This is a genomic window from Roseobacter ponti (assembly GCF_012932215.1).
GTDB lineage: Bacteria > Pseudomonadota > Alphaproteobacteria > Rhodobacterales > Rhodobacteraceae > Roseobacter > Roseobacter ponti.
Map to the genome: position 1 here is coordinate 2,274,709 of NZ_CP048788.1, position 25,891 is coordinate 2,300,599.

Genomic DNA, 25,891 nt, shown 5'->3' on the forward strand with positions numbered 1-25,891 from the left:
TCGGTCATTCAAGTTTTGCCGCCGCTTTTTCCCAGGGAATTTTGTAATAAGGCGCTTTGGAGCAGCTGAAATCCGGCGGCGAAGACGGGCGGTCGAGGAAGGCGGCGGCAATGGCCCCGGCACATCCGTCCGGGCTTCGGCCCGTGATCACATGACCTTCACTGCCCCATTCCAGGAGAACCCCGTTCGCCAGCGTCTCCAGTGCCTTATATCCCAGGGAAAGGTTTGTTTGAGAATCCAGCGCTTCCTGAAAGATCAGTGCCGGTTTATCGCTGACGACCGGGCTCATCATTTCGTCCTTGCTGAAACGGTCAGGAAAGAACTGGCAGGCAAAACGGAAATTCCTGTAGGTCTCGACATCCTGCATGAAGATTCCGGGATATGGTGCATTTGCGATCTGGTCGATGGCGACCTGATCGGGCGTATGTTTAATATCCTCCGGGCAGTTGATGCCAAAGAGTATGCCAAAGGCAATACCGCCGCTTCGTTCCGGCGCGCCGCTCATCACCATCGCGATATCCTGGATCGCCCACATAGTTTTGCGCACGTCCTGACGGGTCATCTCATTCACCAGTGCGGCAGAGACCGCGCCCGCTTCCGGTTTCAGATGGGATCGCGCAAATTCTTCAAGCACCGTCCTGTCGGTTCCCCCGAGTGGCAGCAGGGTGAAATCAACGAAGTCACGGATCACCTCTGCCTGAGTTTCGCCAGCCTCCAGTCGTTCACGAAACTGGTTGACGATCATCTCGACCCAATCGTCGCTCAAATGACTGTCAGTGTCTGCACTCGTGCGTTCGGCATAGCCGAGGATCAAATCAATGCTCGGGGCGAGAAAGATATCGTCGGCCACCAGCGCATCATCCGGGGTGGCTACAATGGCCACCTGCGTGTTTTCCTCAGGCGGTGGCCCGCCAAGGATCTTGCGCAGAGCGTCTGTGTCGCGCTCTTCAAGCGCCTTGATAATAAAAGGTAGAAAGGCGGCAAAGCCCCCCTGCGCGCCATCATTGGTGATCTTGCCAAAACCGCCAAAGAACGACGGTTCGATCTGCTCGATTACAGTGAACCTGCTGCGTAACAGCTGGTGCGGCACCATTGGCGGGTCAAACACCAGCGGCTCTTCGGTCAGCTGCTTCAGCGTTGTGATAAAACGGTTGCGCAGATCAGGGAAATTGCCGTTGCAGTATTCGCTGGCGGCACAGGCTTTGAAGATACTGTCGTACTGCTCCTGGATCCGCGCGCTGGTCAGTGCCGTGTTGGGTGTGTCCGGTGTGACCGTGCCGTCCAGTATAACTGCTCGCACGTTTTCCGGGGTCGAGCGCAGCGCATTCAGCGCCAGTCGTGTGCCATAGCTGGTGCCATAAAGGTTGTAGTCACCGGTATAGCCAAGGGCGGTGACGATCGCCTGAACGTCCCTGGCACTGGCGACGCTGTTGTATTGCGACATGTCAACGCCAACCGCCCCCATCCCGCTTGCACAAAGCGCCAGTGACAGTGTCATGCCAACAGCAGATGACGCCGCCTCAAGCTCTTCGATGGAAACCTGCGGATAAAGCTCGCCAACGACACCGGTGGCTGCATTGAACGGGCCGCAGGTCAGGATCTGCGAATGGCCGGTGCCGCGCTGATCGTAAAAGATCACGTCGCGTCGCTGGCGCATGGCCTGCATGTTCAGGAACAGAGTTGGCAGCGTCAGTTCATGCAATGCCGAAGACCCCGGACCGCCCGACAGATAAACCACCGGATCGGGCATCGGCGACAGCGAGGTCGATTTCAGCCGCAACGAGACCAGCTCCACTGTGCGGTCGCCCGGCGCATCGTGATTTTCAGGTACAATGACCGCGTGACACTCGTAAGTCTCGCCTTCGACCTCGCTTTCGTAAGGCAGAGGATTCGGACAGGGGATGGCTTCGATCGAAACTGCCTGCGAAAATGCCGGCACCGGCGAAAGGCAGATCAGAACAAAGGAAAAAAGCTGCGGAATTCGTTTCATACGCATTGCTTTTCTACTCCTCGTTTACCGGCCCTTACAGGCATTCGGCGTTGGCGCAATGAGCGCGCTTCACCGGTACTGAAACCGTAAGAATACCCTGAGTCAACTGTCGTCAGTACAGACTTCGCAATCGGGACAGACAATTCGTTTATTGGATAGGTCACTCAAAACATTGGCAAAAAAATTAACCCGACGGCCTCAGAATGCTGTCGCAACAGTGTTTACCCGATGGTGCAATTCTGTAAGCTGAACCGGTCAGCCGTTACAATGAATGCAGGAGCCAGATCATTTCACCGGATAGCATTATCGCACTTGTTGCAGCACTCACAGCAACCGAGCCGGACCCCACTGCTTTTCCCGAAATAGATGCAGGTAGTGCTGATGCGCGTTATGAAGTGACCGGGGCCGACTGCACCCGGCCACTGGCACCGCTGGAAATAGAGGGGCAGACCATCCGGTGCGGCTTTGTGACCGTGCCGGTAGATCATGCAGTGCCGGACGGACCCACACTGCGACTTGCCTTCGCGTTTTTCAAAGCTCATTCCACGGCGCCTGCACGGGATCCGGTCATCCACTTACATGGCGGACCCGGCGGCGGCATCGTGGAACGTGTTGCGAAGCTCAGTACCTACTTCGATAAATTGCGCCGCAGCCGGGATATTATCGTCTTTGACCAGCGCGGAGTAGATGCCTCCGGTGAGACCACGCGCTGCGTTACCACCCTCGCCGATAACATTGGTGATATCCTGCTCAGCAGAACCGGCGAAGGCCCGGCCACACTGGATGCCGATCTGACCCGCGCCTGCATCGCGGAGCTGACCGACCGGGGGCTGGAACTGGAACAAATCAACTCAGAGCAGAACGCGCTTGATGTAGAGGCTGTGGCTGCGGCCTTCGGGGCGGAAAGCTACAACCTTTACGGGGTTTCTTACGGCACCAAGCTCAGCCTTGAAGTAATGCGCAACGACCCGCCCGGATTGCGCGCGGTGGTGCTGGATTCTGTGGCGCCGAGCCACATCGCACTTTTCGACAACCTCTTCGTGCCGAATTACGAGGCGGTGCAGTCTATCGGCACCCTGTGCGAGGCGGACGCCAAATGCGCTGCCGCATATCCTGACATTGTCGGGCGCTACTGGGGCGTTGTGAACGCTATGACCGATGCGCCTTTGCAGAGCGCCACCGGTCCGGTCACCGGTGATGCCTTCAATTCCCTTGTCGAGGCGCGTAACAGCTCAGAGGGCCCTAAGGGGCTTACAACATATATTCCAAAGATGGTCGCAGAATTCGAAGCTGGTGACACAACGACATGGGACGCATTTCAGGCGCGCGAGATCCCACCGCAGACCAGTGGAGACAAGATCATTGCCAGCGCCACCGGTCTGAGCGCGGACGAGGTTACGCTGGCCTGGAACGCGGTGCGCGCAGCAGAGCAGATTGGCTTGCAGACCGAGATCGCCACACGAAACCTGCAAAGTCTTGAAGCGGACGTAGATGCCGACCGCACCCACAGCGCGCTGGCGGATGTGTTTGATGCAGCCCTGGGTGCTGCGATTACAGCGCTCCCCGAAAAGCAGTCGCGACTTGAGTTTGCCAGCGACTATCTCAGGCTGGCGCAGGTTTCACCGGACGCAAGTAAACTGGACGCACTTTTGGTCGCGCATTTTGACGGCGACACGCTTGAGCAGTTGCAAGGCCTTGTCAGGGTCATGTCCGTCGCCGATATCGTCGATACCTTTGCGCGCAGCGGCACCGACAACGCCGAAATCCAGCAGGTGATCGCGGGCGAGTTCGAACAACGCATGTACTCTTGCCAGGAAGATATGGACATCAATTCAGTCAGCGGAGTTCGCGCGAGCTTTGACCAGATGCCAGAAGTGCCAGCGTTGCTTAGCGAATTCTACGTGGCCTATCTGGGGGATTACTACAGCAAATGCGCGCTCTTTGATCAACACTATCGCGAGGGTTGGCACGATCCGGTGCACAGCGATGTGCCAACCCTCGTGCTGGCGGGACTGTCTGATACCCAGACCGCGGTCAGCTGGGCCAGGGACGCGGCCAGCTATCTGAGCGATGCCCGGACCGTTGTGCTACCTGAAACCGGCCATGCCGCCCTGACCTTTTCTAACTGCGCGCAGGATCTGGGTGAGGCTTTCATCAACGCCCCTGAAACGGCGCTGACAACCACTTGTGCCACTGACCTGACGCCGCCTTTTCTGCTTCCGGACGGCACCATGTCCGTCGAAACCAACTGACAGGGAACCCTTTGATGCCAGGATATTTTTCCGCAAAACTTCACACCGCAACCGCAGTGGTCGCCCTGATCGCAATGGGCGGCATAGCCACGGCTGATGAGGTTTACGAAATCGGTCCCGACCAGCTCGCCTTTTCACTGTCAAATATGGATCCGTCAGTCGACCCGGGTTCCGACTTTCTGAAATATGCAGCTGGCAGCTGGCTTGCCCGTGTTGACCGCCCCGACAACCTGCCTTCGGTTGGGGTGTTCAGCTACATTCAGGAGCGGGTCAAAGCCCGGCTGCTTGTGACTTTGCAGGAGGCGAGCAAAGCGGCTGACAGCGCAGAGAAAGGCAGCCCGACCCAGCAAGTCGGCGCGTTCTACAATGCCTATCTGGACATTGAGGCGCGCAACGCCGCGGGCATGGCCCCGTTACAAGAAGAACTGGCAGCCATCGCGGCGATTGACGACTATGATGCCCTGGCGCGATACCTCGGACACTGGACAAAGGGGATTGGCGTGCCGCCGTTGATCGCGATGGCCCCGAGCCCCGATCTGGCCGATGCGACCAAGATTACGCTCTATTCGGTATCCGGTGAGCTTGGGCTTGGTGATCAGGCCGCGATCTATGCCGAAGGCGACGGCTCCGCCAAAAAACAGGCCTATCAGGATTATATTGCAGGCATCCTGACCGTTGCCGGGTATGCTCCGGACCGGATCGACGCAATCAGCCCCACGATCGTTGCCCTTGAGAGTGACCTCTATGGAGGGCTCCTGACGGCAGAGGACAAGGTTGACCCCCGGGCGGTTTACAATCCGATGACCTTTGACGAGTTGAACGCCCTGATCCCGCAGATCAACCTCAACCTGGTACTGGACGAGGTCGGTATCGAAAAGCCGGAAGGGGTCATCAACTATGAACCAAGGTATCTGCAGGCCCTTTCTGCGGCGCTGGACGAGTATTCGATGCAGGACATTCGCGACCTTCTGTCGTTCATGCTGATCAAGACATTTGCCGATGTCCTGAGCACGGATTTCGAAGACCCTAAACGAGCCCTGAGCGAGGCACTGACCGGTGTGGCCGTATTGCCCCCGCGCGAGGAACAGGTTCAGGAACTGCTGGCCGGCCTGATGGGTCATCCCACCAGCCAGCTCTACACCGAGGCGTACTTTGACGCCGAGACCCGGACCGAAGCGCTTGGTATGATCGAACAGATCAAAGGGGCGTTCCGGCAGCGGATCGCGAACCGCGAATGGCTGTCCGAGGAAACGAGGGTGGAGGCCCTCAGGAAAATCGACAACCTCTATTACCGCGTTGGTACCCCTGACGAATGGCTGGACTACAGCTCGGTCGAGGTGGGAAATGATCCGGTCGCAAACCTGATAAACCTCACCGCTTTCGGCAATGCGCTCGAATATGCCAAGATCGGCAAACCTGTGGTCCATGTGCAGTTCAATGGCGCGCGTACGTTGCCCATCGCCATCAACGCGCAGTATGACCCCCAGATCAACGGGTTTGAGGTGACGGCGGCCATTACCCAGCCTGCGGCCTTTGATCCGACACTGGATGCGGCGGTCAACTTTTGTCGTCTGGGGGGCATCATTGGCCATGAAATGACCCACGGCTTTGACGCCACCGGGCGCCGCTATGATGCCGCCGGCAACCTGCGCAACTGGTGGACCGATGCTGATACCACCTATTTCGAAGGGGAGGCACAGAAACTGGCCGAACAGGCCAGCAGATACGAGGCACTGCCGGGCAAGACCATGAACGGCGCCGCAATGATCGGCGAGAATATGGCGGATGTCGGTGGCATCACACTCGCCCATGCAGCCCTTGTGGAATTCCTGGAGGAAAATCCCGACGAGAACGTCGAGATTGATGGCTTCACGCCGGCGCAGCGTTGTTTCCTGTCCTGGACGCAAATGTGGGCCGAACAAAACAGCGAGGCGCAATTGTCGTTTCAGCTGACGTCAACACACCCGCCCGGATCCTACAGGGCCATCGCCCCGCTGCAACATGTCGATGCATTCTATGAGGCATTTGACATTCAGGAAGGCGATGCCATGTGGCTGGCACCGGAAAAGCGGCTCAACGCCTGGTAAAAGTGCGCCCCCGGCCACAGACCGTGCCGGCGTTCCGCAACCGAGATCTGACAAAAAGGACTTCCCCGGATGACCCCTGACCAAGTAATCACAACCGTGCTCGCCCTGCTGGCGGGCGAGCAGGACGCCGCCTTTGACCAATTACGCAACGGTGGTTATGACGACAGATACCCGGTCACTATCGAAGAATGCGTGCAACCGAGGCAGGTGTTCGAGGTCGAGGGCAAGACCTTGATCTGCGGCCGCGTTTCAGTACCCGAAAACCACGATGCCGATAATGGCAATTCCGTATCACTTGCCTTTGCGGTTCTGAAGGCGCGATCCAGTTCTCCGGCTCCGGACCCCATTGTCTATCTGCACGGCGGCCCCGGCGGTAGTGCTGCCGGGGAGCTTGTCGGCAATGTCGGCCTGTTCGACTTTCTTCGCGACCGTCGCGACATCGTGCTCTTTGATCAGCGTGCCGGGGGGCTCTCGACCCTGACGGTCAAATGCCACAACGAACGCGCGAAGAACATTGTGGATTTCGTCAACCTGGAGAATGAATTCTCGCCGGACGGCCCCTTGGCCAAATGTCTGGAAGAAGTTCTCACTTCCGGTGTGGATGTCTCGCTCTACAACACTTACCAGAACGCCAGGGACGTGCGCGCGGTAGCGGATGCGCTTGGCTATCCGGTCTACAACGCTTTTGGCATTTCTTATGGCACCAAGCTCGCGCAGGAAGTCATGCGCAGCGCACCGGAAGGTGTTCGGTCGGTTGTCATTGACAGCATCAGCCGTGTCGACAACGCCGCCTATGATACTAACATTGTACCATCGGATCAGTCGCTGGGGTGGATTGTCGACAACTGCGCCGAAGATGCGCAATGCGCCGAAGCCTATCCGGATCTCGAAGCCAAGATTAATGAGGTTGGTGCAGCGCTTGCAGAAAATCCACTGCAGGCAGGCGAACAGCTTATCGATGGCAAATGGATCTCTTCTTATCTGGAAAGGAGCAACAGCAGCCTTGAACCTGCGTCGGCTTTCCTGCCCAGGATGATCTATGAGTTTGCCGAAGGCCAGACCGACACCGCCGAGAAAGTTGCGGCGCGCGCCTTTGTACCGGCACCCCGGACACCCGCATCCGTTGTAGGCCCTTACGAGGCCGGGCTTGATCCGCAAGCTGCGGCCATAGCCCGGGCGCTGGTGACGGAGGCGCAGGGACTCGGCCTGACAGAAACTTCAATCAAGACTTTGCTGGCAGCTCTGTCAGACGAAAAGTCATCGCAATCGGCAACGGTCACTGAAAATCTGTTGGACGAGGCATTGTCAAAACTACTGGGCCAGCTGGAAGCAGATGAAATGATCCGCGCGGCGCAGGACTATGTTCTGTTGGTCGGGCGGTCCCCCAACCGCAGGGATATCGAAACCTTCATTCGCGCTCATGTGCCGGCAGCCCACCTGCCCCATACGCTTGGCCTGCTGGCGGCAATGACCGATGCGGATGTTGATGCATTCTTTGCCCGGGCGGACAGGGATACTACGCTGCTGACCGGGTCCGCCAGAACCCATTTCGCGCTGGGGATCATCGCCTGTCAGGAAGACTTCCCTTTCAACTCCCTCGAAGGATTTGAGCGCAATCTCAACAACATGCGATTTCCGTTCCTGAGAGCGGACGCCGACGGCACGCGCGCACTTTACGAGTTCTGCAACATCTTTGAACCGCAGCCGCGCGAAGGCTCCCACGAACCTGTCGTCAGCGACATTCCCACCCTGGCGCTGGCCGGGCAAAAGGACGTACAGACCAACCCGGACGCCGCTGAAATGGTCGTGCGCACTCTAACCAATGCCCATGCCGCCACCTTCCCCAGTTCAGGGCATGCGGTGGTACGGTTCTCGCAGTGCGCCAAAGACTTTACGGAGGCCTTCATCGAAGACCCTTCGAAAAGGCCTGATGACAGCTGCATCAGGGATCTTAAGCATAAGTTCTATCTGCCGGACGGAACGTTCTCAGATTAGTAAGTCTGTTTGCAATGGCTGGCGCCAGCGCGCCTTGCAGAAGCAGGCCAGCCGCCTGATCAGCCAAAGGATCGAAACAATGAAGTTCAATTTACCCGTATTCACCGCTGCATTGTTGCACGCCACGCAGGTGTTCGCCGCGGACTGGCGCATCATTTCGATCAACGGTGCCCCGGCCATTGGCGACCCGGCGATTTCGTTTCTGTCCGATGGCAGTATCTCAGGAGGAACCGGCTGCAATCGCTTTTCTGCCACAGGACAGACGAGCGGTGACCGGCTGATTGTTTCAGGTCCGGTTGCCACCACCCGTATGGGATGTGACGGTGACGCGCTACTCCAGCAGGAGGCAATGATCGTCGCTCTTGTTGAGAGCGGAGCGTCAGTCACAGCAGATGTTTTTGCCGATACGCTGACCCTGACGGATGTCAATTCCACCTTTGTACTGAAACGCACAGCGGCCCCTGCCCCACATAACTAGATGCAACCCCATTCCCCGCGGCGGATGATACAGGTTTCCAGGGGGTGGCGAGCACGTGATCCTGCATGGTGCCGCAAAACAGTCGCTGGGACGCCGACCGGATGCGTATTATCGATCATGACGAAAGCTAGAAAATACCGGAGGCCACCATTTTCGGAAACAGTTCTGACAGGCCGGCATACACTGGTTTGCGCACGCAACGGGCGCGCGGGTTTCCTCTAGTGCATCCAATTTTAAAAGGGACTAATCTTAGTCGATACGGTCACTCCCGGCCGCCGAACGGTTAGTTACAGGAGAAACTCTATGCGGCGGGTTCTGTTGGTCTTGTCCTTATTTTTCTGCGTAGGTCTTACCGACGTCAGTCACGCACAGGACAGCACAACCGCCGAGCCATCCGAAAGCACCCAGCAATTCGAAAGTGTCGTGACCCGCGCCCAGGAGGCCGTTGGATCCGGCGCAGCCTCGGCAGAAGCGCTGACCCGCCTGCGGACTGAACTGGACGATCTGAGGTCTCAGGTTTCTGTCATTTCAGAAAGCGGCAGCGTCGAGGCGCGCACCATTGAGGCTCAGATCGAAGCACTCGGGCCGCCACCACTCGAAGGTGAAACTGAACCAGAGGCAATTGCCTCCCGCAGAAAAGCGCTTGCAGAGAACCTGGCCGTGGCGAACCAGCCTGTGCGCGAGGCGCGGGAAAGGCTGAACCAGATTGAATTGCTGATCCGGGAACTTGACGGGCTGATCCGACAGAAAGACACCACCAGACTGATTGAACGCTTCCCCAGCATCCTGTGGCCCGGCACGCTGACCGTTGCCAGTAAGGAACTAAAAACCCTGGGATCCGAAGCCATGGGCGAGGTGCAGCGCAGCTTTGACACCAATGATTACCGCGAAAATCAGATTGCGCGCACTATTCTGGCCCTCGGACTGGTACTGTTCAGTCTTTTGACGATTTTTGTCGTCCGTCCTGTCCTGATCCGCTTCTTTGACCGTCGCTTTGAGGAAACCCAGACCTCAGGACGATACCTTTGGGCGCTTCTGTCGAATCTGGCCAACATTCTGGTGCCCGCTGTTGGCGCCGTAGCGCTCGGCGTGACTGTGCCAGCTCTTGGCATTCAGTCGCGGTTGACTGACTTTCTCGGGCAGTATGTGGTGTGGATGCTTCTCCTGATAATCTCAGCGAACTGGCTGGGGCATACAGTATTTTCCCCCGACGCACCCAATCGCAGACTGGTAAACCTTGACGATCAGGAGGCGATGGTTGGGCTCCGCATCTGCCAGATGCTGGGCATTGTCGAAGCGGTCGAAATCCTTGTCGAGGTGCTGGCGCTCGGATTGATCCAAAATGCGGCCACGATATCAGTTCTGGCTGTGCCGATCCTGAGTGCCGCCGCTTTTCTACTCTGGAGTTTGGCCGGGTTGTTGCACCGGGTCGTCAGGAAGGGGACAGTTGCCGACAGCGACAGTGCAGCTTTGGACAGTCTCGATCCGGCTCCTGCACATGGTCAGAAGGAGTCCAATCGTAGTCTTATCAAGGCACTGGTTTTCCTTCTCCGCGCAGTAGCACTGATAACGGTGCCGCTCGTGCTTGCAGGCTTTGTTCCGATGGCGCGGCACATCTCTGATGCGACTGCAATGTCACTGGGGCTGCTTGGTTTTGCACTGTTCCTCTATAGCTTGATAATGGGCAGTTTCCGGACATTCAGCCGCCTCAAAAGGCGCGACCAGGCTGAAATGGCTACCACTCTGCCACTGCTGCCGATCGTTGTCAGTTCCCTGCTATTCCTGTGCACTGTGCCGATGCTGGCCATCTTCTGGGGCGCGCGTACAGCGGACGTGGCCGAGGTCTGGCGTCTGTTGACCGTCGGGGTGCAGATCGGCGACGTTCAGATATCATTGGGCGTTGTGGTGTCGTTGATGCTCGTATTCTTTCTGGGCACGGTCGCGACAAGATGGATGCAGCACGGATTGCGTGAAACGGTTCTGCCGCGCACCCGGCTCGATGCCGGCGCACGTAACGCATTGGTTACAGGTGTCGGATATGTCGGATTGTCTCTGTCGGCGCTCATCGCGATAGCGGCAGCAGGCCTGAGCCTTTCCAGCCTGGCTGTTGTGGCCGGCGCACTGTCTCTTGGTATTGGTTTCGGCATGCAGACGATAGTGTCTAATTTTGTTTCAGGAATCATACTGCTGGTCGAACGCCCTATAGCAGAAGGAGACTGGATTGAGGTCTCAGGCCACGCCGGTATCGTCAAGAAGATTGCCGTGCGGTCTACCCAGATCAGCACTTTTGACAAACATGATGTGATCGTGCCGAACCAGGACCTGATTGGTGGCACAGTCAAAAACATGACCCTTTCCTCGCGCATGGGACGGCTGATCGTGCCGATTGGCATCGCTTATGGCAGCGACATTGAACAGGCTCGCGAAATTCTGGAAAAGGCTGCGAAAGACGACAACACCGTCCTTGGTCACCCGCCTCCGGCTGTGCTGTTCCGTGGCCTGGGTGACAGCTCGCTTGATTTTGAACTGCGCTGCTATCTCAAAAATGTTGATACCATGTTGGCAACCCAGTCTGATCTGCTGTTCCGCATTTATGTTGACCTGTCCAGGGCCGGAATCGAAATTCCTTTCCCGCAACGGGACGTGCATGTGAAAAACGTCTCGGAGAAGACTGCGCCACCGACCAAGGAAACGGAAGATACTCAGGTGCCTTCAAAAACTGCCGGACCCGATGACGCTGAAGAGCCGCTTGAAGGACGTTGAGGACGCTCAAACTTAACAGCGCTGGCCGGTTGATCCTTCCCGATTTAAGTGGTCCGCCCAAGTCGTCAGGAAACGGAAGATTGGCATCCAGAAATTGTGAAGCCTTGCCAGCCGTCATTGTAGCTGTGATGACTGTAGCGCTGGACCATGGTGGCGTTCTGTTGCTTGAGTATAACAGTCCGGCAGTAGTGTTTCTGCAGGGATTGGTTCCCGAGGCACTCGTGTTGCCGCTCAGTCCCGCCTTGGAAAGGTGAGTGGTCTGGGGAAATTACGGTCGCAATGCACGTTCGGGTACATCCAGCTGATAACCTCCGGTGATCACCCGCACGCCATTCTCAAGTGAATGCGAAGAGACCCGCTCGACGGCAAACGGTCCGAAAGACGAAACCGGGTCAAAGCTGCCTTGCCTGAAATGCAATACAACCGGGGCGCCGGAGCTTGCGAAAACAGAAACAATTGCATGTGCGTCTTCAATCGCTGCGCCAAATTCACAACGGCCTGCGTTTTCGCCATTTTTATCCGTGCAATTCAGTCGCCCTATTTTGTCGTAACTGCCGCTCTTCGCTCGACGGCCAACTGTCAGCGGGCTGAGGTATTGAGCCGCAGCCCAGCCCACTACCCCGTTCTCGAGCGAAAGGCGGCACCAGTCGCGATCATCCTTCCGTTCGCACCCCAGGTTTGCGTGGAGTGACCGCGGGCGCAACCGCCCTACGATCTGAGAAGACGTGGTGGGTTCCGCCCTGAAGTTCAGGAGGCCGGAAAGACCGGTTACCATCACGGTCTGCGCACCAAAAACAGCGGGCAGGCCTTCATCGGCAACGCCGGAAGCCGGCTGCAACACGGCCGAGTGACCATTGCCTGAAAGAGTCAGCTGCTCAGTATAGGCATCATATTCAACGGCGACGCGATCGCGAAGAAGTGCGAGAATTGCCTTTTCCTGCGCGTCGACTGCGGGATCCGGGCACGCCATACGTGTCGATGCCAAAGACTCCGCAAGGGACAGCTCATTTTCTTCATAGGTGCCCTGAATATTAAACCTATTGCAGCCTGTCGCGCCCGACAAACTGTTGTCCTCACCAATTCGCAACAGGGCAGCGCCTTGCGCGGCAACGCTGTCGACACTTACAAATCGCCATTCGCTTGCAAGCGCAGCACCCGTCACAGCAGTCGCAAAAAGCGTGCTCACCATGAATTTCAATACGTCCGCGCTCTTCACGACATGATCACGAAGTCACGGCCCGATCGGTGGTCCGGGTGCAGGGGCAGATCAGTAAGCACGAACAGCATACCTGGATGAACGTATTGTCTGAGCTTCTCGTTAAACTCCGGGCCCGCACCGACGCGCGACAAATCGGATACGCCTCCACGACCTGCAACATCATAGGTGAGCGCCTCCCAGTGCATTCCTTTTGCTGCCTCGTTCGGACCTTTGAGCGTATACACATGGGACCCGAGCGGTTTGCCGTCCCAAATCAGATCGCCCTGGAGTACTTCCTCATTGTTCTCCAGCACCAGAAGCTGCGCATCCGTCGAGGACGCGATAATTGACGTTATTGGGTGGATATCCGAGATTTTCCAGTCTTTCGGGTGTTTGCGCGGCTCCAGAGTGGACAAAACTTCATCAAACTCATGGTCCGCGTAGCCTGAAAGGATCAGCCCCGGATGAACAACATCAATCGGATCATGATTTGACGCCGCAATTATCACAGGTGTGCCGAGATGGGTGAGTTCGAAAAGCAGAGCCGAGAATTCAAGAGGCAATCTGACACATCCGTGAGATGCCGGATAGCCTGGTAAATTGCCCGCGTGCAGCGCGATCCCGTCCCATGTAAGCCGGTTCATGTTCGGCATCGGCGCGTTGTTATAGGTCGAGGAGCGGTGGTCGCGGTCTTTTTGCAGGATCACAAAAACCCCGGTTGGGGTTTCGTGTCCGGCCTTTCCGGTCGAACAGGTTGAAACGGCGATACGCACCCCGTTGCGATAGACATGCGCGCGCTGTTCATCAATCGAAACCACGACAGCCAGAGGCCCATAGGGCTGGCGTTCCGGATGCCAGGTGAATTCACCGGGCAACAATGCGTGAACTTCCTTGTACACATGCTGACCCGACAGAGGCCCTGCTACCAACCCAAAGAGTCCCGCGCCACCCATTTTTAAAGCAAGTCGGCGCCCTATGCTGTGCGTTTCTGTCATCGCATCCCTTCACGGCCTGTAACAGTCACACAAGTGTAGACTGGAAAACTACGCGGTAACAGTTGTAAACACTGGTTCTGGCGTCATTCTTGCTTTGTGATCCGCAACGCGGGTACCCTGCCTGCGTCGGCGTGTTTCGGGAGTTCGAATTGACACCCATCAAAATTGAAAGAATAGCGCCCGCGACGGGCAGTCCGGATGCCGTCCGGTCGATTCTTTTCAGCCAGGCCCGCTCTTTTCAATTTACTGATCCCGAGTATCCGATGCTTACTTTGAAGTCGGTTACTCTTTCGTCTGCCGCAACCAGGCTCTTTGCAATTGAATCTTCGGGCCACGAGATTGAAGTTGATGCCGACGCCTATCTTTCCGTTTTTCTGCCCGCGAACGGTGCCGTTGCCGTTGATGGTAAACGCAGCAGCACCTCTGTCACCGGAGGCGAAGCGCTTACCCTGCGACCGAGCGCTCGAAGGACACGCGTGGGCACATCGTCCCGTAATCCGTTTCAGGCTTACGTATTCAAGATGCCCTGGACAGCTGCGGGAACCGTCTCAGAAAACTGGGCTTTCTTCAGCAAAGGCAATCCAGGCACAGAAGTTATACGCCACCCTCTTTCGAGCCCGGCGACAAGATCATTGCGGACGTTCATTGAATATGTCTTCGGCGACATGCTGTCAGAGCACCCCATACTGACCTCACCGATGGCGCTCCGCTCAGTTGAAGCCCTGATGCTCGAACATTTAAACGAGCTGTTCTCCATAGAAGACAGCCTGCAGGGCTTGCCGTCAAATGGCGAACTGCAACTGTGCAAACGAGCCGAAGATTACATGGATGCTCATCATGCCGAACCGTTGACGACCTCAATGATCGCCCGATCCATGGGGGTTCCTCCAACAGTATTGAGCAAAGCTTTTCGAAACAGCCTTGGTAAAACAGTCCGACAAAGACTGACGGATTTAAGGCTTGAACATGCCCGGGCCCAACTGCTTTCGGGTATGCACGAAACCGTCACCTCTTCTGCGTTTTCAGTTGGCCTGGTACATCTCGGCCGGTTCACCCAGGCATATCGCGCAGCATTCCGGGAACTGCCTTCTGTGACCCTTGCGCGCTCACGGAAATAACACACGTTATCATGCTCGCGACCCGCATCTGATACAGTAGCAGGAACAACGAAGCGGACGCGACCTTCGGTCGGGCCATCAGAAGCCAAACTGGCTTCCGCCCGTACCGTCGGTTTGAAAGCCGGATAAAGCGCATGTTTTCTTACCAATAACTGTCAGCAGACCCGTAGATTGCCCCCGCCGAAATGCAAACCGATCAACTTATCTCCTACAAGATCTTTTTATTAACTGAAGATTAGCTTTGCCTCTCCCGATGTTTCTCAATCGCACCGGAACTCACTGATTTTGGATAAACGGCGTGGAAATACTGGATAGACTGTATCTGATCCCCGGAATATCTTTGATTTGTAAAGAGTTACATGGGTTAAGGGGGAGTAACGAGTTGAATTTGTTATCGGACTACGAATACCGGTGCGTTGCCGCGTCAGACGTCTCCCTAAGCAGGTTCTGAAGAGCCCCTGCGATGGGTATTTCTTACAATTGGCGGAAACCGTGCGACATGTTTTTGCCGCCTTGCGTCCACGACGGGAGTAAGGCGCGTCTGCACTCGCATCATCTGCAAAAGGAAGACAAAAGCTGCCGCTGATGGGCAACGTAAAAAACACTACAAAACGCAGGCTTTCCCAAGATGTCCGACAATATGCAGTACAGGCGTCGCACGGAAAATGGTTTTGGAAAGTAACAACACAAGGAAGCGCATCCACCATATGGGATGCGACGTAAGCGGGGCAGCCGGTGCGGCACGAAAAAGAACATAAGGAGATAACCAATCATGTTGAATACAGCAAGAATATGCGCGGGCGTTGCTGCTCTTACTTTAGTTGCCGGTTGTGTCGAAGAAACGTCATCGACGGCACCCGGGCGGCCGCTTGTCGGCAGTGAAACAGACCTGTCGGCATTTGAAGGCGCACGGGCGGGTCAGGCGGAAGGTGGACTGATGAACCTTGGTTACGAAGCGGTCCGCACCAGGGGACTCACGACGTACTGGCTGAACAGCGCGACGGGCGCCTGCGCGCAGATCATCACAGCCGACGGTCGGTATTCTTCTGTGACGATGGTGTCAGCCTCCAATTGTATTTAATCAACTCAACGAAGGAAAAACCCTATGACCACAATGAAGCTGGCTGTTCTTGCCCTGATTCTGCCGCTGTCCGCCTGCGTCCAGGAAACCTCAAACCCTACGGCGTCGGTCGCCAGTAGTGGCCCGCCAAGCGTTGAAGAACAAGCATGCCTGCGTGACGTGAGCCGCACGACCAACAACGGTGACGTCGTCCTGCTGAGTTCCAGTTTTTCTCAGGCCGGGACACAGGTTGTTGTCGGGGTCGGACTTGATCGCGCCCGGTGGGAGTGTACCGGATATTCAAACGGAACCACTGCAGGTATAATATCATTGACGAATGAGGGGACGCTCTGATGTCAGACTGAACACCGTAGAAAACCCCGCTCCTGCTTCGGTACAAATGCATCTTTGCAGAGACTTCAGGGGATTGTGCCTGGTGCAGAATTTTCTGCGTCAGGCATCGTCATACACCAGTACATTGCCATGCAGTTTTGTGCGACGGTCTGACAGGGTGTTTGGCTAAGCTTCGCCTGCGAGCGACAAGCGGCTTCTCGATCAGGACGGCGCTGTGTGGCCCGTCTCTTGTCGCGTTGCATAAAGACACGAGGATTGAGGCGGCTGGCTTCGAACCGGATGCCTTACAACAACACGCAGATTCACAGAAAAACGCGTCCGTTGCGATTGGACGAACTTCGCGTGGCAGATCTGGATATTGCCCGCAGCCTTGCTCTTTTTGGCATTATCGTTTTCCACACCGCCCGCGATCCTGCGCACTTCGGCGTTCTTGAACAGGGCACGACGCTGTGTGGCACTCGGGAAGCACTGGCGCGTCTGGTTGCCGGGAGTTTCTTTGTAATTGCCGGTGCGGGTCTTGTTCTGGCTCATGACTGAAGCCTGAGGTGGCGTGCTTGTTTCAGGTGTCTCGGGGTGACTTGCGCTGGTGCGGGTGCGGCATCGATTGCCACCTATGCACTGACCCCCGCAAATTTTGTCTGCTTTGGTGTTCTGAATAGATTGCGTTGACCAGCATCCTGGCGTTACCTTTTTGCGGGCACCAACAATTTTGATTGTTGGTGCGGCTACGGCCACTCTGTTTTTACATGCCTCGGAAACCCATCCGCTGAATTCACAGATATGGTCTTTTACCGGCCTGAGCCGCGATGTGCGCCCATCCCCTGATCTGCTGCCGTTGGCGCCATGGTTTGCGCTCACACTGTCGGGCGGTGCCCTCGCCCGGAGATGGCCGCTGTCGGCAGGCATCCCAACGCCACTTGCTGCCGTGCTCGCCTGGCCCGGACGCTTTAGTCTGGTTATGTATCTTGGGCACCAACCTGTTCTGATCTGTATCATGTGGCTTGTAGTGGAGCAGCGTTAGCGTTCCGGCCGAGGCAATTGCGAAAAGTTCCGACCAGCCCGTTTATTCGCGTCAAAACCCTTAACCTTTTCAGGATCACAGCCAAAGTCGCAGGGGCAAACCGGCACTCTTCCGGAAGTCATGAGGTTTGATGACCACACGCGGATCACGGGTGAAGCCTCGCTAAACCAACCGGCACTGATCGGCACCGGCACGCGGGCGTAAAGTCTGTTTCAATAGATTTCAACACGCTTCGAACTCGGCAAAAGAAGCGGCAAAGCGCCCCGCCGGTTCTCCGGAAAACTACAGCTCACCCTCAATCGGCAGATGCGCAAAAAACCAGTCTCCGATACGCTGAAAAACGGAGGATGCAGGCTGTGCATCGAGTGTTATATCGTCGCCGATCCAGACAACTTTCTGGTCAGGGGTTATATCCAACTCCCAGGCGTTTGATCTGAGAAAATCCGGGTTGGTCAGTTCGCGAAGTTCACGATTCAGAGCTCTGTCCCGAACCAGCAATCCGATCTCGGTATTTATCCGCAACGAACGGGGATCCAGGTTCGCACTGCCGATGAACACAAGATCACTATCAATGATCAGATACTTTGCGTGAAGGCCGAGCTTTTTTTGCGCTACTGGCGACACAATGTAGCGATGCCTTTCCTTTGCCTCCGCTCTGACTTCATGCAGGTCGACACCGGCGGACAGCATTTCGCGCACATGGTTCTGATAGGCGCTGTGCGCGACAAGGTGATTATTTGACCTGATTGAATTCGTCAGGATCCGAACTCTTACACCCCGTTTAACCGCAGCGGCCAGCGCATCTGAAACTCTTTGCGTCGGTATAAGGTAGGCCGACACAATAATGATCTCCCTCCTCGCATTTTCAAACAGCAGAGCCAGTTCGTCGGCAACCTGAACCGGTGCGTTTGCGGCATCGTCAGGATTTCCGACGGGTGGCCTGTCGACATACAGTTCAACGCTTCCCCGAAAAGCGCCGCGTACTGTTCGTCTCCAGATATCGGCTGTCCCGGCATCGCTCAGCCCGTCATGATATCTGTGTGTTGTGTCCGGATCCGGCAATAGCCCGTCATGGCTGATTTCACGCGTCCGGACGTGACTGATCTCGTGAACCGGAAAGGACCATTGGTCGTTCCAATATTCATCAAAAGAAGCGGTGATTTTCCTGACAGCTGGCCCGCCGATGAGCAGATCCATGTCCCGGAAATTCGCTGAATCATCAAGACCGAAGTATTCGTCTGCGATGTTTCGCCCCCCGACAATGGCAATCTGGTTGTCGACGATCATTGCCTTGTTATGCATCCGGTGATCCAGCCGGTGAAATTCACCCAGATTGAATATGGTTCGGGTGATCGCCGCGCCGCTGCGACGTTTGTAAGGATTGTAAATCCGGTATTCGATGTTCTCATGTTGCTCAAGCGCAAGAAGCGTCTGATCTTCGCCTGCAAGAAAACTATCGTCGATCAGCAGCTTGACCTGCACGCCGCGGTGAGCAGCAGCCAGCAATCTGGACAGGACCTTGGTTCCGACAGTATCCAGTGTCCACAAAAACGTTTGCAGATCAATTGAAGCCTCCGCGCTGTCGATGGCCCGTAGCCGCCAGGACAGCGCAGACGGCCCATCGTTCAACGGTACCTGCCAGTCTCTCCCGTTCCCACTCCCTATCTCCCTCCATACGCCTTCATTTACGGGGGCTTCAGTGTATTCCGGAGGCAGAAAAATCGGCTGCAGCGCCGTGCATGAAACAAGAATGGCACTGATAAGAGGATAGAGCACAAGTGTTCTCAGGTTTAGTTTCAACTTATCAACTCAGCTCCCGAACCTGCGTGCGTTGCCATCATAACCTCGACCACACGGCCAGCTCAGACTGTAAACGCTCACGGCAATGAACAGGGCGATGAAAAGTGGTTGGTTCCATCTGCACTGATCCCTGAACCGGCAAGGATCTGTTAAGGTTTTTGAGATGATAACTATCTGAGCGCAATAAATAAACTGGCGACCGCGTTCTGCCAGCTGTGAACACATATCAACCTCGAAATGAGACGCTCCAGGGTCAGACGATATCGGGTATGACATTTTTAATCAATGCATGGAGAACCGTCGCATTGCCTGACATTTTTTCTATGGCGCACCTGGTAATCAAGTCTAAGATTCAGGGAAACGAGGCTGGTGCATATTTCATTCTGTTACCTGCTGAACCGGTGTTGCTCGCGCAAGCGGCGATGTTCGGTTTGTGAAACGCCAAAGTTCTTCGGCATTGTCGAATACATTGGGCATATTCAGGGTCAGTTACATGGCTCAAACGGCTTTGACGTTCACCCGAAGGACAGTACGGATTGTCATCACATTCCGGAACAACAGTTCCATACTTGTCCCTCCTGACGTCTCGGCGGGTCCCCCCGTCGGATCGGTATATGCTCGCTGAACCTATACTTTCGGACTTAGTACGGCATGTCAGGGGGTATATCTGGGGGGGGTATATCAGATGATTAATGTCTGAAGTGTATTTATCATCGATTATTTAAAGCCGTAATATGGAGACGCGTGGACACCACTTCAGCATAAAAGACTACTATTGATATGCCTGCTGGCCCTTCTTCGCGTGCCTGTGCCATGTGAGAACGCGGCGGGGCCGGACTGAGTGTAACTTCCGGGCTTCGACCGGCTATTCCGGACCCAGCGAGACCTGATGCCCCGGACAGAGCAAACTGCGCCAGGCGGTTTTTCTGAACAACAGGTGCGAAATTCCTGAAAAAACCGCGTACAGAGATGCGCGCCACAGCATTGGACGTCCCCGGCGACACAGCCCCTTTTTGCGTGCCATACCATGCCACTACTGAGCAGTCGGGCGGCATTTCCAGTGCGCTGCACAGCGGTCACCGACGGCGGCTCCGCAGGGTCAGTGACCGGTTTTCAGATGCTATTGCCCGCCGGCACCCTCAAGTGCTGCCATGCTGCGCGCACGGTTGGGAGACAGGCTGAGCGTGGCCTCATAGGCCTGCACGGCTTCATCCTGCCTGCCCAGTTCGGCCAGCATATCCCCCAGCAGTTCACGGGCCGGCAGCACGTGACCGGGCGTCACGGGGCTCTTTCCGATACTGTCTTCAAGCTCCGCCGCAGACCGCTGCATCTCCAGAGCGGACACTGTATCGCCTTCGGCCAGTTCTATCCACGCCTGAACGCTCAGGATCTGCGCGCCGGTGAGCTTTGCCCAGTACCCCTGGCCGCGCTCCTCCATAGCTGCTTTCAGCGTTTCCAGACCGGCCACCGCCTCCCGGGCCGCGTCTGTGTCGCCGCTGCGTGCTGCCCCAAGTCCGCGGGCAAACCGGTTTATGGCGACGGTCTGGGGGAATTCATCCCAGGGAATCGCCGCGTGCATATCTGGTGAGAGACCCGCCGCCTGCGACCAGTCGCCGGTTTCGAGAACTACCCGGACCGGGGCGGCCGCCAGCGCATAGGCGCCGCCAAAGCTGACCTGGTGGTTGTCGATGGCGAGCATTTCATCTACCAGCGCCTGCGCTTTGCTGACCTCTCCGAGTTGCAGATAGCCATACACCAGATAATCGACGGCATGCGCGTAATGAGTCTGGATCACATCGCCGGACTGCTCAAGAGCAGCCCTGGCCGAACGATTGTTGAGATCGATGGAGCGGTCCCAGTCGCCTGTCCTCGTGAAAATATGCGCCGGCATGTGCAGCGCATGAGGAGCCTCGGGAGCCGTCCTGTCGTAGATCTCCGCATAGGGTCGTCCGCGCTCTTTCAGCGCCGGGTTGTCATAGGCATGGATGGCATAATGGATCACACCGGGATGCCCGGGATCCGATTTGTGCAGCGCGTCGAGCGCATCTCCGACCTGCGCTTTCACGGCCACGCCTTCGGGACCGCGCGGCGCGGTCGCCAGACGTGCCAGCGCCGCAAAAGCCGCCGTATCAGTGTTATCGGGGTTCTGCTCACCTGCGGCAATCTGCGCCTGCGCCCATGCCTCGAGACGGGTGCGGTAACCGTCAGCACCAGGCGCGTAAAATGCGGCAACAGCTTCTACAAGCGCCTGCTCAACCGGAGTGCCGGTCTGCAGCATGGCGAGTTTCGCGGCCGCGGCCATGCCCCGTTCTGTCTCCGCCTCTGACGGCGCGCCGGGCCAGAGCGGGTGGAAGTTCGACATACCCACACCCCACTGCGCCATGGCACAGGACGGATCGGCATCCGCCGCTTTCATGAATTCCGCTTCGGCCTGAATATACATCATATTGTGCAAAAGGCTCAGCCCCTCGTTAAAGGCGTCACCGGCCTCGCTGCTGCAACTGGTTTCGAAACCTGTCTGTGCGGCGACAACAGGACCGGCCAGCCAGGACGTGCCGAGTATCGCAACAAGTACAACGGCGGTTTTTCTGTTTCGACGTGTCATAATATGCCTCATTGAAAATGATGTGTTCGGAAAAGAGAGGAGCCAAATGCCCGCGTTCAATATACACGAATCAGGCATCAGCGTCCCTGGGTTCTGGCGGAAATCCGTCAGGTGACAGATTTCAGGGGTGGGTCACCCTGCCCCGGAAACCGATCTTTGCTCAGGTATGAACACACGCAGAGTTCTGCAGCTCACACATACAGGTCAGCGAACTTTCCCGACGCGGGCGATGCTTTGTGACCTCGGCTGCAGCCCTTCGCCAACCGGCGCCCGGCGTATGCGATCTGTGCAGGTCACGGGGACTCACGAGCGGCAAAGAAGCGTGGAAAACCACGGGCACTTCGGATAACGTTCCGGCATGGAAAGACGTCTTTCAGCGCTCCTTGTGGCCGATATTGTCGGATCGACACCTGCCATGGAAGCGAACGAAGAACAGGCGCTGCGCAGCAACAACGCCTGCCTCGATATCATGACCCGGTGCATCGTGGCACACGAGGGCAGGGTCTTTGCCACGGCGGGCGACTCCATTCTTGCCGAATTTTCGAGCCCTGTGAATGCCTTACAGGCCGCAGTTGACGCGCGCTCCTCGGTTGCGCAGGATGACGCCTGCGGTGATATCGTTATCCGGATCGGGCTGCACCTTGCGGACGTCGTGGTTCAGGGCACCGACCTGCGCGGCGACGGGGTGAATATCGCAGCACGTATTCAGACCAACGCAGCCCCCGGCGCGATCGATGTCTCGACGCCCTTTTTCGATCAGGTCAAACGCATCTCGCCCTGTGTCTTTGACGATATGGGCGCGCAGCAGTTCAAAGGTGTCTCACACCCAATGCAGATCTACCGGGTCAGGACCGCCTCTGACCGGAACCGACACGGCATTGTGCCCACAACCTCGCCGCAAAGTGCCGAAAAACGTCCCGGATCAGTGCTTGTCGCCCCTTTCCGTGTCGCCTCTTCTGCGGATGAAGACCAGAAGTTTCTTGTCGAAGGGCTGACAGATGATCTGACACTGGAGCTCAGCCGAATGCACGGGATCTTTGTGCTTTCGCGGTCTGCGGCGGATGCCAACACCTCCACGGATCCGGTCAGCATCGGTGACGCGCTTGGGGTAGAATACGTCCTCTCCGGATCCATCCGGAAAACAGGCAGCCGTTTGCGGTTCAATATTTCCCTGACCGAGACCGCACAGGGCCAGATCATCTGGGCGGACCGCATGCAGGGCGATTTCGACGAAGTCTTTGACATGATGGACGAAATCACTGCCCGCGTGACCGCGACAGTTGCCGGCCGGATTGAGCATACCGTGCTTCGGGCCGCGCGTCTGAAGCGGCCTGAAAACATGTCGGCCTATGAATGCTACCTTCGCGCAATCGACCTGCACCGGCTCGGCGGGGTAACAGACAGGCATGTGGTCGAAGCACTGGAATGGTATGATAAAGCCCTGGCGCTCGATCCGAATTTCGGGCGGATTTACGCAATGCGCGTCTGCACAGCCTCCTATCTGCCCGATTTTAATATTGAGAAAGCCGAGAGGGATACTGCGCGCGCTCTGGAACTGGATCCGACAGACCCCGAGGCGCACCGTATCATGGGGATCATCAAACTCAAAAATCACGGCGATTTTGAAGCCAGCCGGTATCATCATGAACGGGCGGTGCAACTGGCGCCCAACGACGCTTATATCCTGGGGCGCTGTGCGGCGTTTCATACCTTTGCCGGGGCGCCCGATGCGGCGATGGACCTGCTGGACAAAGCCGGGCAGCTTGATCCCTTTCTGCCCGTATGGGTGACGGAAGAGCGCTGCGCGGCTCACTATGCCTCGGGACTTTATGATCAGGTTCTGCTGGCCGGCGGCGCACTGGAGCACCAGACCCGCCGCAGCCGGATTTATCAGGCGGCCTCCCTCGTCGCTCTGGGACGCGAGGAAGAGGCCAAAGCACAGATCAGCGCAGCGATGGCCGAAGATTCCACGCTGAGCGGTGATTACATCGTCAGCCAGGAGCTTTTCCAGGACAAGGCAATGCTGGCGCAGTTGGTGACCCGGGCGCATGCTGCGGGTCTGCCCCTCGGAGCCGCAAAAGCGCTGCAGCCCCTTGCGGTGGCCGGCGGCTGACACCGCCTCGCCGCATCAGTCCCTGCCAGCCTCAGAAGGCGACCGCATCTGCCCCTTTAAGACCAAGCATTCCGCGCGCCTCATCGGGCGTTGCGACCTGCAGCCCCAGCCCTTCGATGATCTGGCGCACCTTTGTGACCTGCACCGCATTGGAGACTGCAAGCTCGCCTTTTCCCGCCCAGATGCTGTCTTCCAGACCGACACGCACGTTGCCGCCCTGCGCTGCTGCCTGCGCTGCGATCCGGAACTGGTTCGATCCCGCCCCGAGCACTGACCAGATGAAATCAGCGCCAAAGAGCCGGTCTGCAGTGCGCTTCATATGCATCACATCCTCAGGATGCGGACCAATGCCGCCGAGAAGTCCGAAGATGGTCTGAACAAAGAACGGCGGGCGCACCAGACCGCGATCCGCAAAATGCGCAAGATTATAAAGATGCGACGTGTCGTAGCATTCAAACTCGAACCGGGTGCCATTGCCGTAGCAGGTATCAAGAACGTATTCTATATCCTTGAAAGAATTACGAAAAACTAGGTCACGAGATCCTTCAAGGTGCTCTTTCTCCCAGTCGAACCGGAAGTCTTTGTATTTGTTCAGCAGCGGGAAGATCGCAAAGTTCATTGATCCCATATTCAGCGAGGCAAGCTCCGGCTGAAAGGTTGCTGCCGGGGCGACCCGCTCAGCGACTGTCATATAGGGGCTGCCGCCGGTGGTGATGTTGATGACGGCGTCAGTTTCGGCCCTGATCCGGGGCAGAAAGGCCGCAAAGCCCTCGGGTGTCTGGTCGGGACGCCCGGTTTCGGGATCCCGGGCATGCAGGTGCAGGATCGTGGCGCCGGCCCCGGCCGCCCCGATGGCCTGTCCGGCAATTTCATCCGGGGTGACCGGCAGATAGGGCGACATGGTGGGGGTGTGGATGGCACCCGTTATGGCGCAGCTGATAATCACTTTGCCGCTGTCAGATCCGGTTTTCATATGCAGTTCCTGTTTTCGGGTTGATCAGAGGACTTCGACATTTCCGTCGACGCCAAGGGACTGCCCGGACAGGTTACGCCCCGCATCCGACAGCAGAAAGGCGATGGTACCCGCGACGTCCTCGCTGGTGACCATGCGGCGCAGGGATACTTTGCTGAGATACTCGCTGGTCATTTCTTCAAGCGGTACGCCGGAGGCTTCGGCTCTGTCGCGGATTACCCTGTCGATCCGGGGTCCGGCAACGAGGCCCGGCAGGATCGCATTCACCCGGATGTTGTGAGGTCCGAGTTCTTTGGCGAGGCTCTGGGTCAGGCCAATCACCCCGAACTTAGCAGCCGAATAAGGGGTGCGGTATGAATACCCGTGCTTGCCGGCCGCCGAAGACATGCAGACGATCGACCCGCCCCCGGCTGCTTTGAGTAAAGGCACAGCCCGGCGCGCGCAGAGAAACTGCCCCGTCAGGCAGACATCGATACAGGCGCGCCAGTCCGCTTCGGAGATATCCTCCACAGCGCCGGTCGGTCCCGCGATTCCGGCATTATTGATCAGCGCATCGAGCCCCCCCATACGCGCACCGGCGGCTGCGAAAAAGGCATCGACTTCTTCGGACTGCGAGACATCTGCCTGCAGCGCAAGGCAGTCGCCCAGGGCCCTGCCCGCGGCTTTGAGCGCATCAGCATCCACGTCGCAGATGGCCACCTGCGCACCGGCACTGTGAAGAAGCCGCGCTGTGGCCAGTCCGATCCCGCCCGCGCCCGCTGTGATCACGATGCGCTGGCCCTTCAGGCCGGGCAGTGAAAATGGTGTCTTATCGTTCATGACGACATCCTTATGTCCGGCGTCCGGGAGAGTTGCCGCCTTTGAGCATGGTGTTTTTCACTCTGCGGGTTCCGGCCGGTCATTGCATCGTCCTCCGCATGGCTTCCGGCGCATTCGGCTATCGTCCGTCCCGCACAGTTTATGCCGCTTTTCCGGTTTGACCAAGCGTGACAGGCGATATTTACCCACGCCGGGCGTTCGCGATCGTCGGCCTGTTCTATGGTCCGGTCCGTGTCCCGATCCAGTCACGCGACCGGTAGAAGGCCGTGT

At 57.2% G+C, this 25,891-nt stretch carries 17 protein-coding genes; 10 read left to right on the plus strand and 7 right to left on the minus strand.

The window, feature by feature from the left end:
* Positions 1–4 precede the first annotated feature (4 nt).
* Complete coding sequence (locus G3256_RS10890; protein WP_169640839.1) at positions 5–1,996, minus strand: alpha/beta fold hydrolase; 1,992 nt, start codon at positions 1,994–1,996, stop codon at positions 5–7.
* A 389-nt stretch (positions 1,997–2,385) separates the two neighbouring features.
* On the opposite strand from G3256_RS10890, the gene G3256_RS10895 reads away from it, so the two are divergent.
* From G3256_RS10895 to G3256_RS10915, 5 genes are all read left to right on the plus strand, one after another.
* The gene (locus G3256_RS10895) at positions 2,386–4,242 is read left to right on the plus strand and encodes an alpha/beta hydrolase (RefSeq protein WP_169640840.1); all 1,857 of its coding nucleotides are present in this window, start codon (positions 2,386–2,388) and stop codon (positions 4,240–4,242) included.
* 14 nt (positions 4,243–4,256) lie between these two features.
* Positions 4,257–6,329: a M13 family metallopeptidase gene (locus G3256_RS10900; RefSeq protein WP_169640841.1), complete on the plus strand. Its 2,073-nt coding sequence runs from the start codon at positions 4,257–4,259 to the stop codon at positions 6,327–6,329.
* A gap of 69 nt (positions 6,330–6,398) precedes the next feature.
* The gene (locus G3256_RS10905; protein ID WP_169640842.1) at positions 6,399–8,324 is read left to right on the plus strand and encodes an alpha/beta hydrolase; all 1,926 of its coding nucleotides are present in this window, start codon (positions 6,399–6,401) and stop codon (positions 8,322–8,324) included.
* A gap of 79 nt (positions 8,325–8,403) precedes the next feature.
* Positions 8,404–8,802 (plus strand): META domain-containing protein, encoded by a 399-nt coding sequence (locus G3256_RS10910; RefSeq protein ID WP_169640843.1) that lies wholly within the window; start codon positions 8,404–8,406, stop codon positions 8,800–8,802.
* A 303-nt stretch (positions 8,803–9,105) separates the two neighbouring features.
* Positions 9,106–11,565: a mechanosensitive ion channel domain-containing protein gene (locus tag G3256_RS10915; protein WP_169640844.1), complete on the plus strand. Its 2,460-nt coding sequence runs from the start codon at positions 9,106–9,108 to the stop codon at positions 11,563–11,565.
* 268 nt (positions 11,566–11,833) lie between these two features.
* Here G3256_RS10915 and G3256_RS10920 read toward each other — a convergent pair whose 3' ends face one another.
* Together G3256_RS10920 and G3256_RS10925 are read right to left on the minus strand one after the other, a co-directional pair.
* Positions 11,834–12,781, minus strand: coding sequence for an META domain-containing protein (locus G3256_RS10920; protein ID WP_169640845.1), 948 nt, complete (start codon positions 12,779–12,781; stop codon positions 11,834–11,836).
* Positions 12,778–13,758 (minus strand): L,D-transpeptidase, encoded by a 981-nt coding sequence (locus G3256_RS10925; RefSeq protein ID WP_246227541.1) that lies wholly within the window; start codon positions 13,756–13,758, stop codon positions 12,778–12,780. The genes G3256_RS10920 and G3256_RS10925 overlap by 4 nt, the downstream gene beginning before the upstream one ends.
* Positions 13,759–13,907: 149 nt before the next feature.
* On the opposite strand from G3256_RS10925, the gene G3256_RS10930 reads away from it, so the two are divergent.
* From G3256_RS10930 to G3256_RS19410, 4 genes are all read left to right on the plus strand, one after another.
* Positions 13,908–14,876, plus strand: coding sequence for an AraC family transcriptional regulator (locus G3256_RS10930; RefSeq protein WP_169640846.1), 969 nt, complete (start codon positions 13,908–13,910; stop codon positions 14,874–14,876).
* Between the two features lie 1,105 nt (positions 14,877–15,981).
* Positions 15,982–16,290, plus strand: a complete 309-nt coding sequence (locus G3256_RS10935) for a hypothetical protein (protein ID WP_169640847.1) — start codon at positions 15,982–15,984, stop codon at positions 16,288–16,290.
* A gap of 342 nt (positions 16,291–16,632) precedes the next feature.
* Complete coding sequence (locus G3256_RS10940) at positions 16,633–16,827, plus strand: heparan-alpha-glucosaminide N-acetyltransferase domain-containing protein (protein WP_169640848.1); 195 nt, start codon at positions 16,633–16,635, stop codon at positions 16,825–16,827.
* A gap of 154 nt (positions 16,828–16,981) precedes the next feature.
* Positions 16,982–17,311, plus strand: coding sequence for a heparan-alpha-glucosaminide N-acetyltransferase domain-containing protein (locus G3256_RS19410; RefSeq protein WP_425501478.1), 330 nt, complete (start codon positions 16,982–16,984; stop codon positions 17,309–17,311).
* A gap of 282 nt (positions 17,312–17,593) precedes the next feature.
* Here the strand turns inward: G3256_RS19410 and G3256_RS10950 are convergent, their stop codons facing one another.
* Both G3256_RS10950 and G3256_RS10955 read right to left on the minus strand, forming a co-directional pair.
* Entirely contained in the window at positions 17,594–19,087 is a 1,494-nt protein-coding gene (locus tag G3256_RS10950; protein WP_206040728.1) for a phospholipase D-like domain-containing protein, read from the minus strand.
* Positions 19,088–20,231: 1,144 nt separating this feature from the next.
* The gene (locus G3256_RS10955) at positions 20,232–21,716 is read right to left on the minus strand and encodes a tetratricopeptide repeat protein (RefSeq protein ID WP_206040729.1); all 1,485 of its coding nucleotides are present in this window, start codon (positions 21,714–21,716) and stop codon (positions 20,232–20,234) included.
* Between the two features lie 358 nt (positions 21,717–22,074).
* Here G3256_RS10955 and G3256_RS10960 point away from each other — a divergent pair, with 358 nt between their 5' ends.
* Positions 22,075–23,829 (plus strand): adenylate/guanylate cyclase domain-containing protein, encoded by a 1,755-nt coding sequence (locus tag G3256_RS10960; protein ID WP_169640851.1) that lies wholly within the window; start codon positions 22,075–22,077, stop codon positions 23,827–23,829.
* 31 nt (positions 23,830–23,860) lie between these two features.
* Here the strand turns inward: G3256_RS10960 and kce are convergent, their stop codons facing one another.
* Both kce and G3256_RS10970 read right to left on the minus strand, forming a co-directional pair.
* Positions 23,861–24,802, minus strand: coding sequence for a 3,5-dioxohexanoate:acetyl-CoA acetone transferase (kce, locus tag G3256_RS10965; protein WP_169640852.1), 942 nt, complete (start codon positions 24,800–24,802; stop codon positions 23,861–23,863).
* 24 nt (positions 24,803–24,826) lie between these two features.
* Positions 24,827–25,621 (minus strand): SDR family oxidoreductase, encoded by a 795-nt coding sequence (locus G3256_RS10970; protein ID WP_169640853.1) that lies wholly within the window; start codon positions 25,619–25,621, stop codon positions 24,827–24,829.
* Between the last annotated feature and the right edge of the window lie 270 nt (positions 25,622–25,891).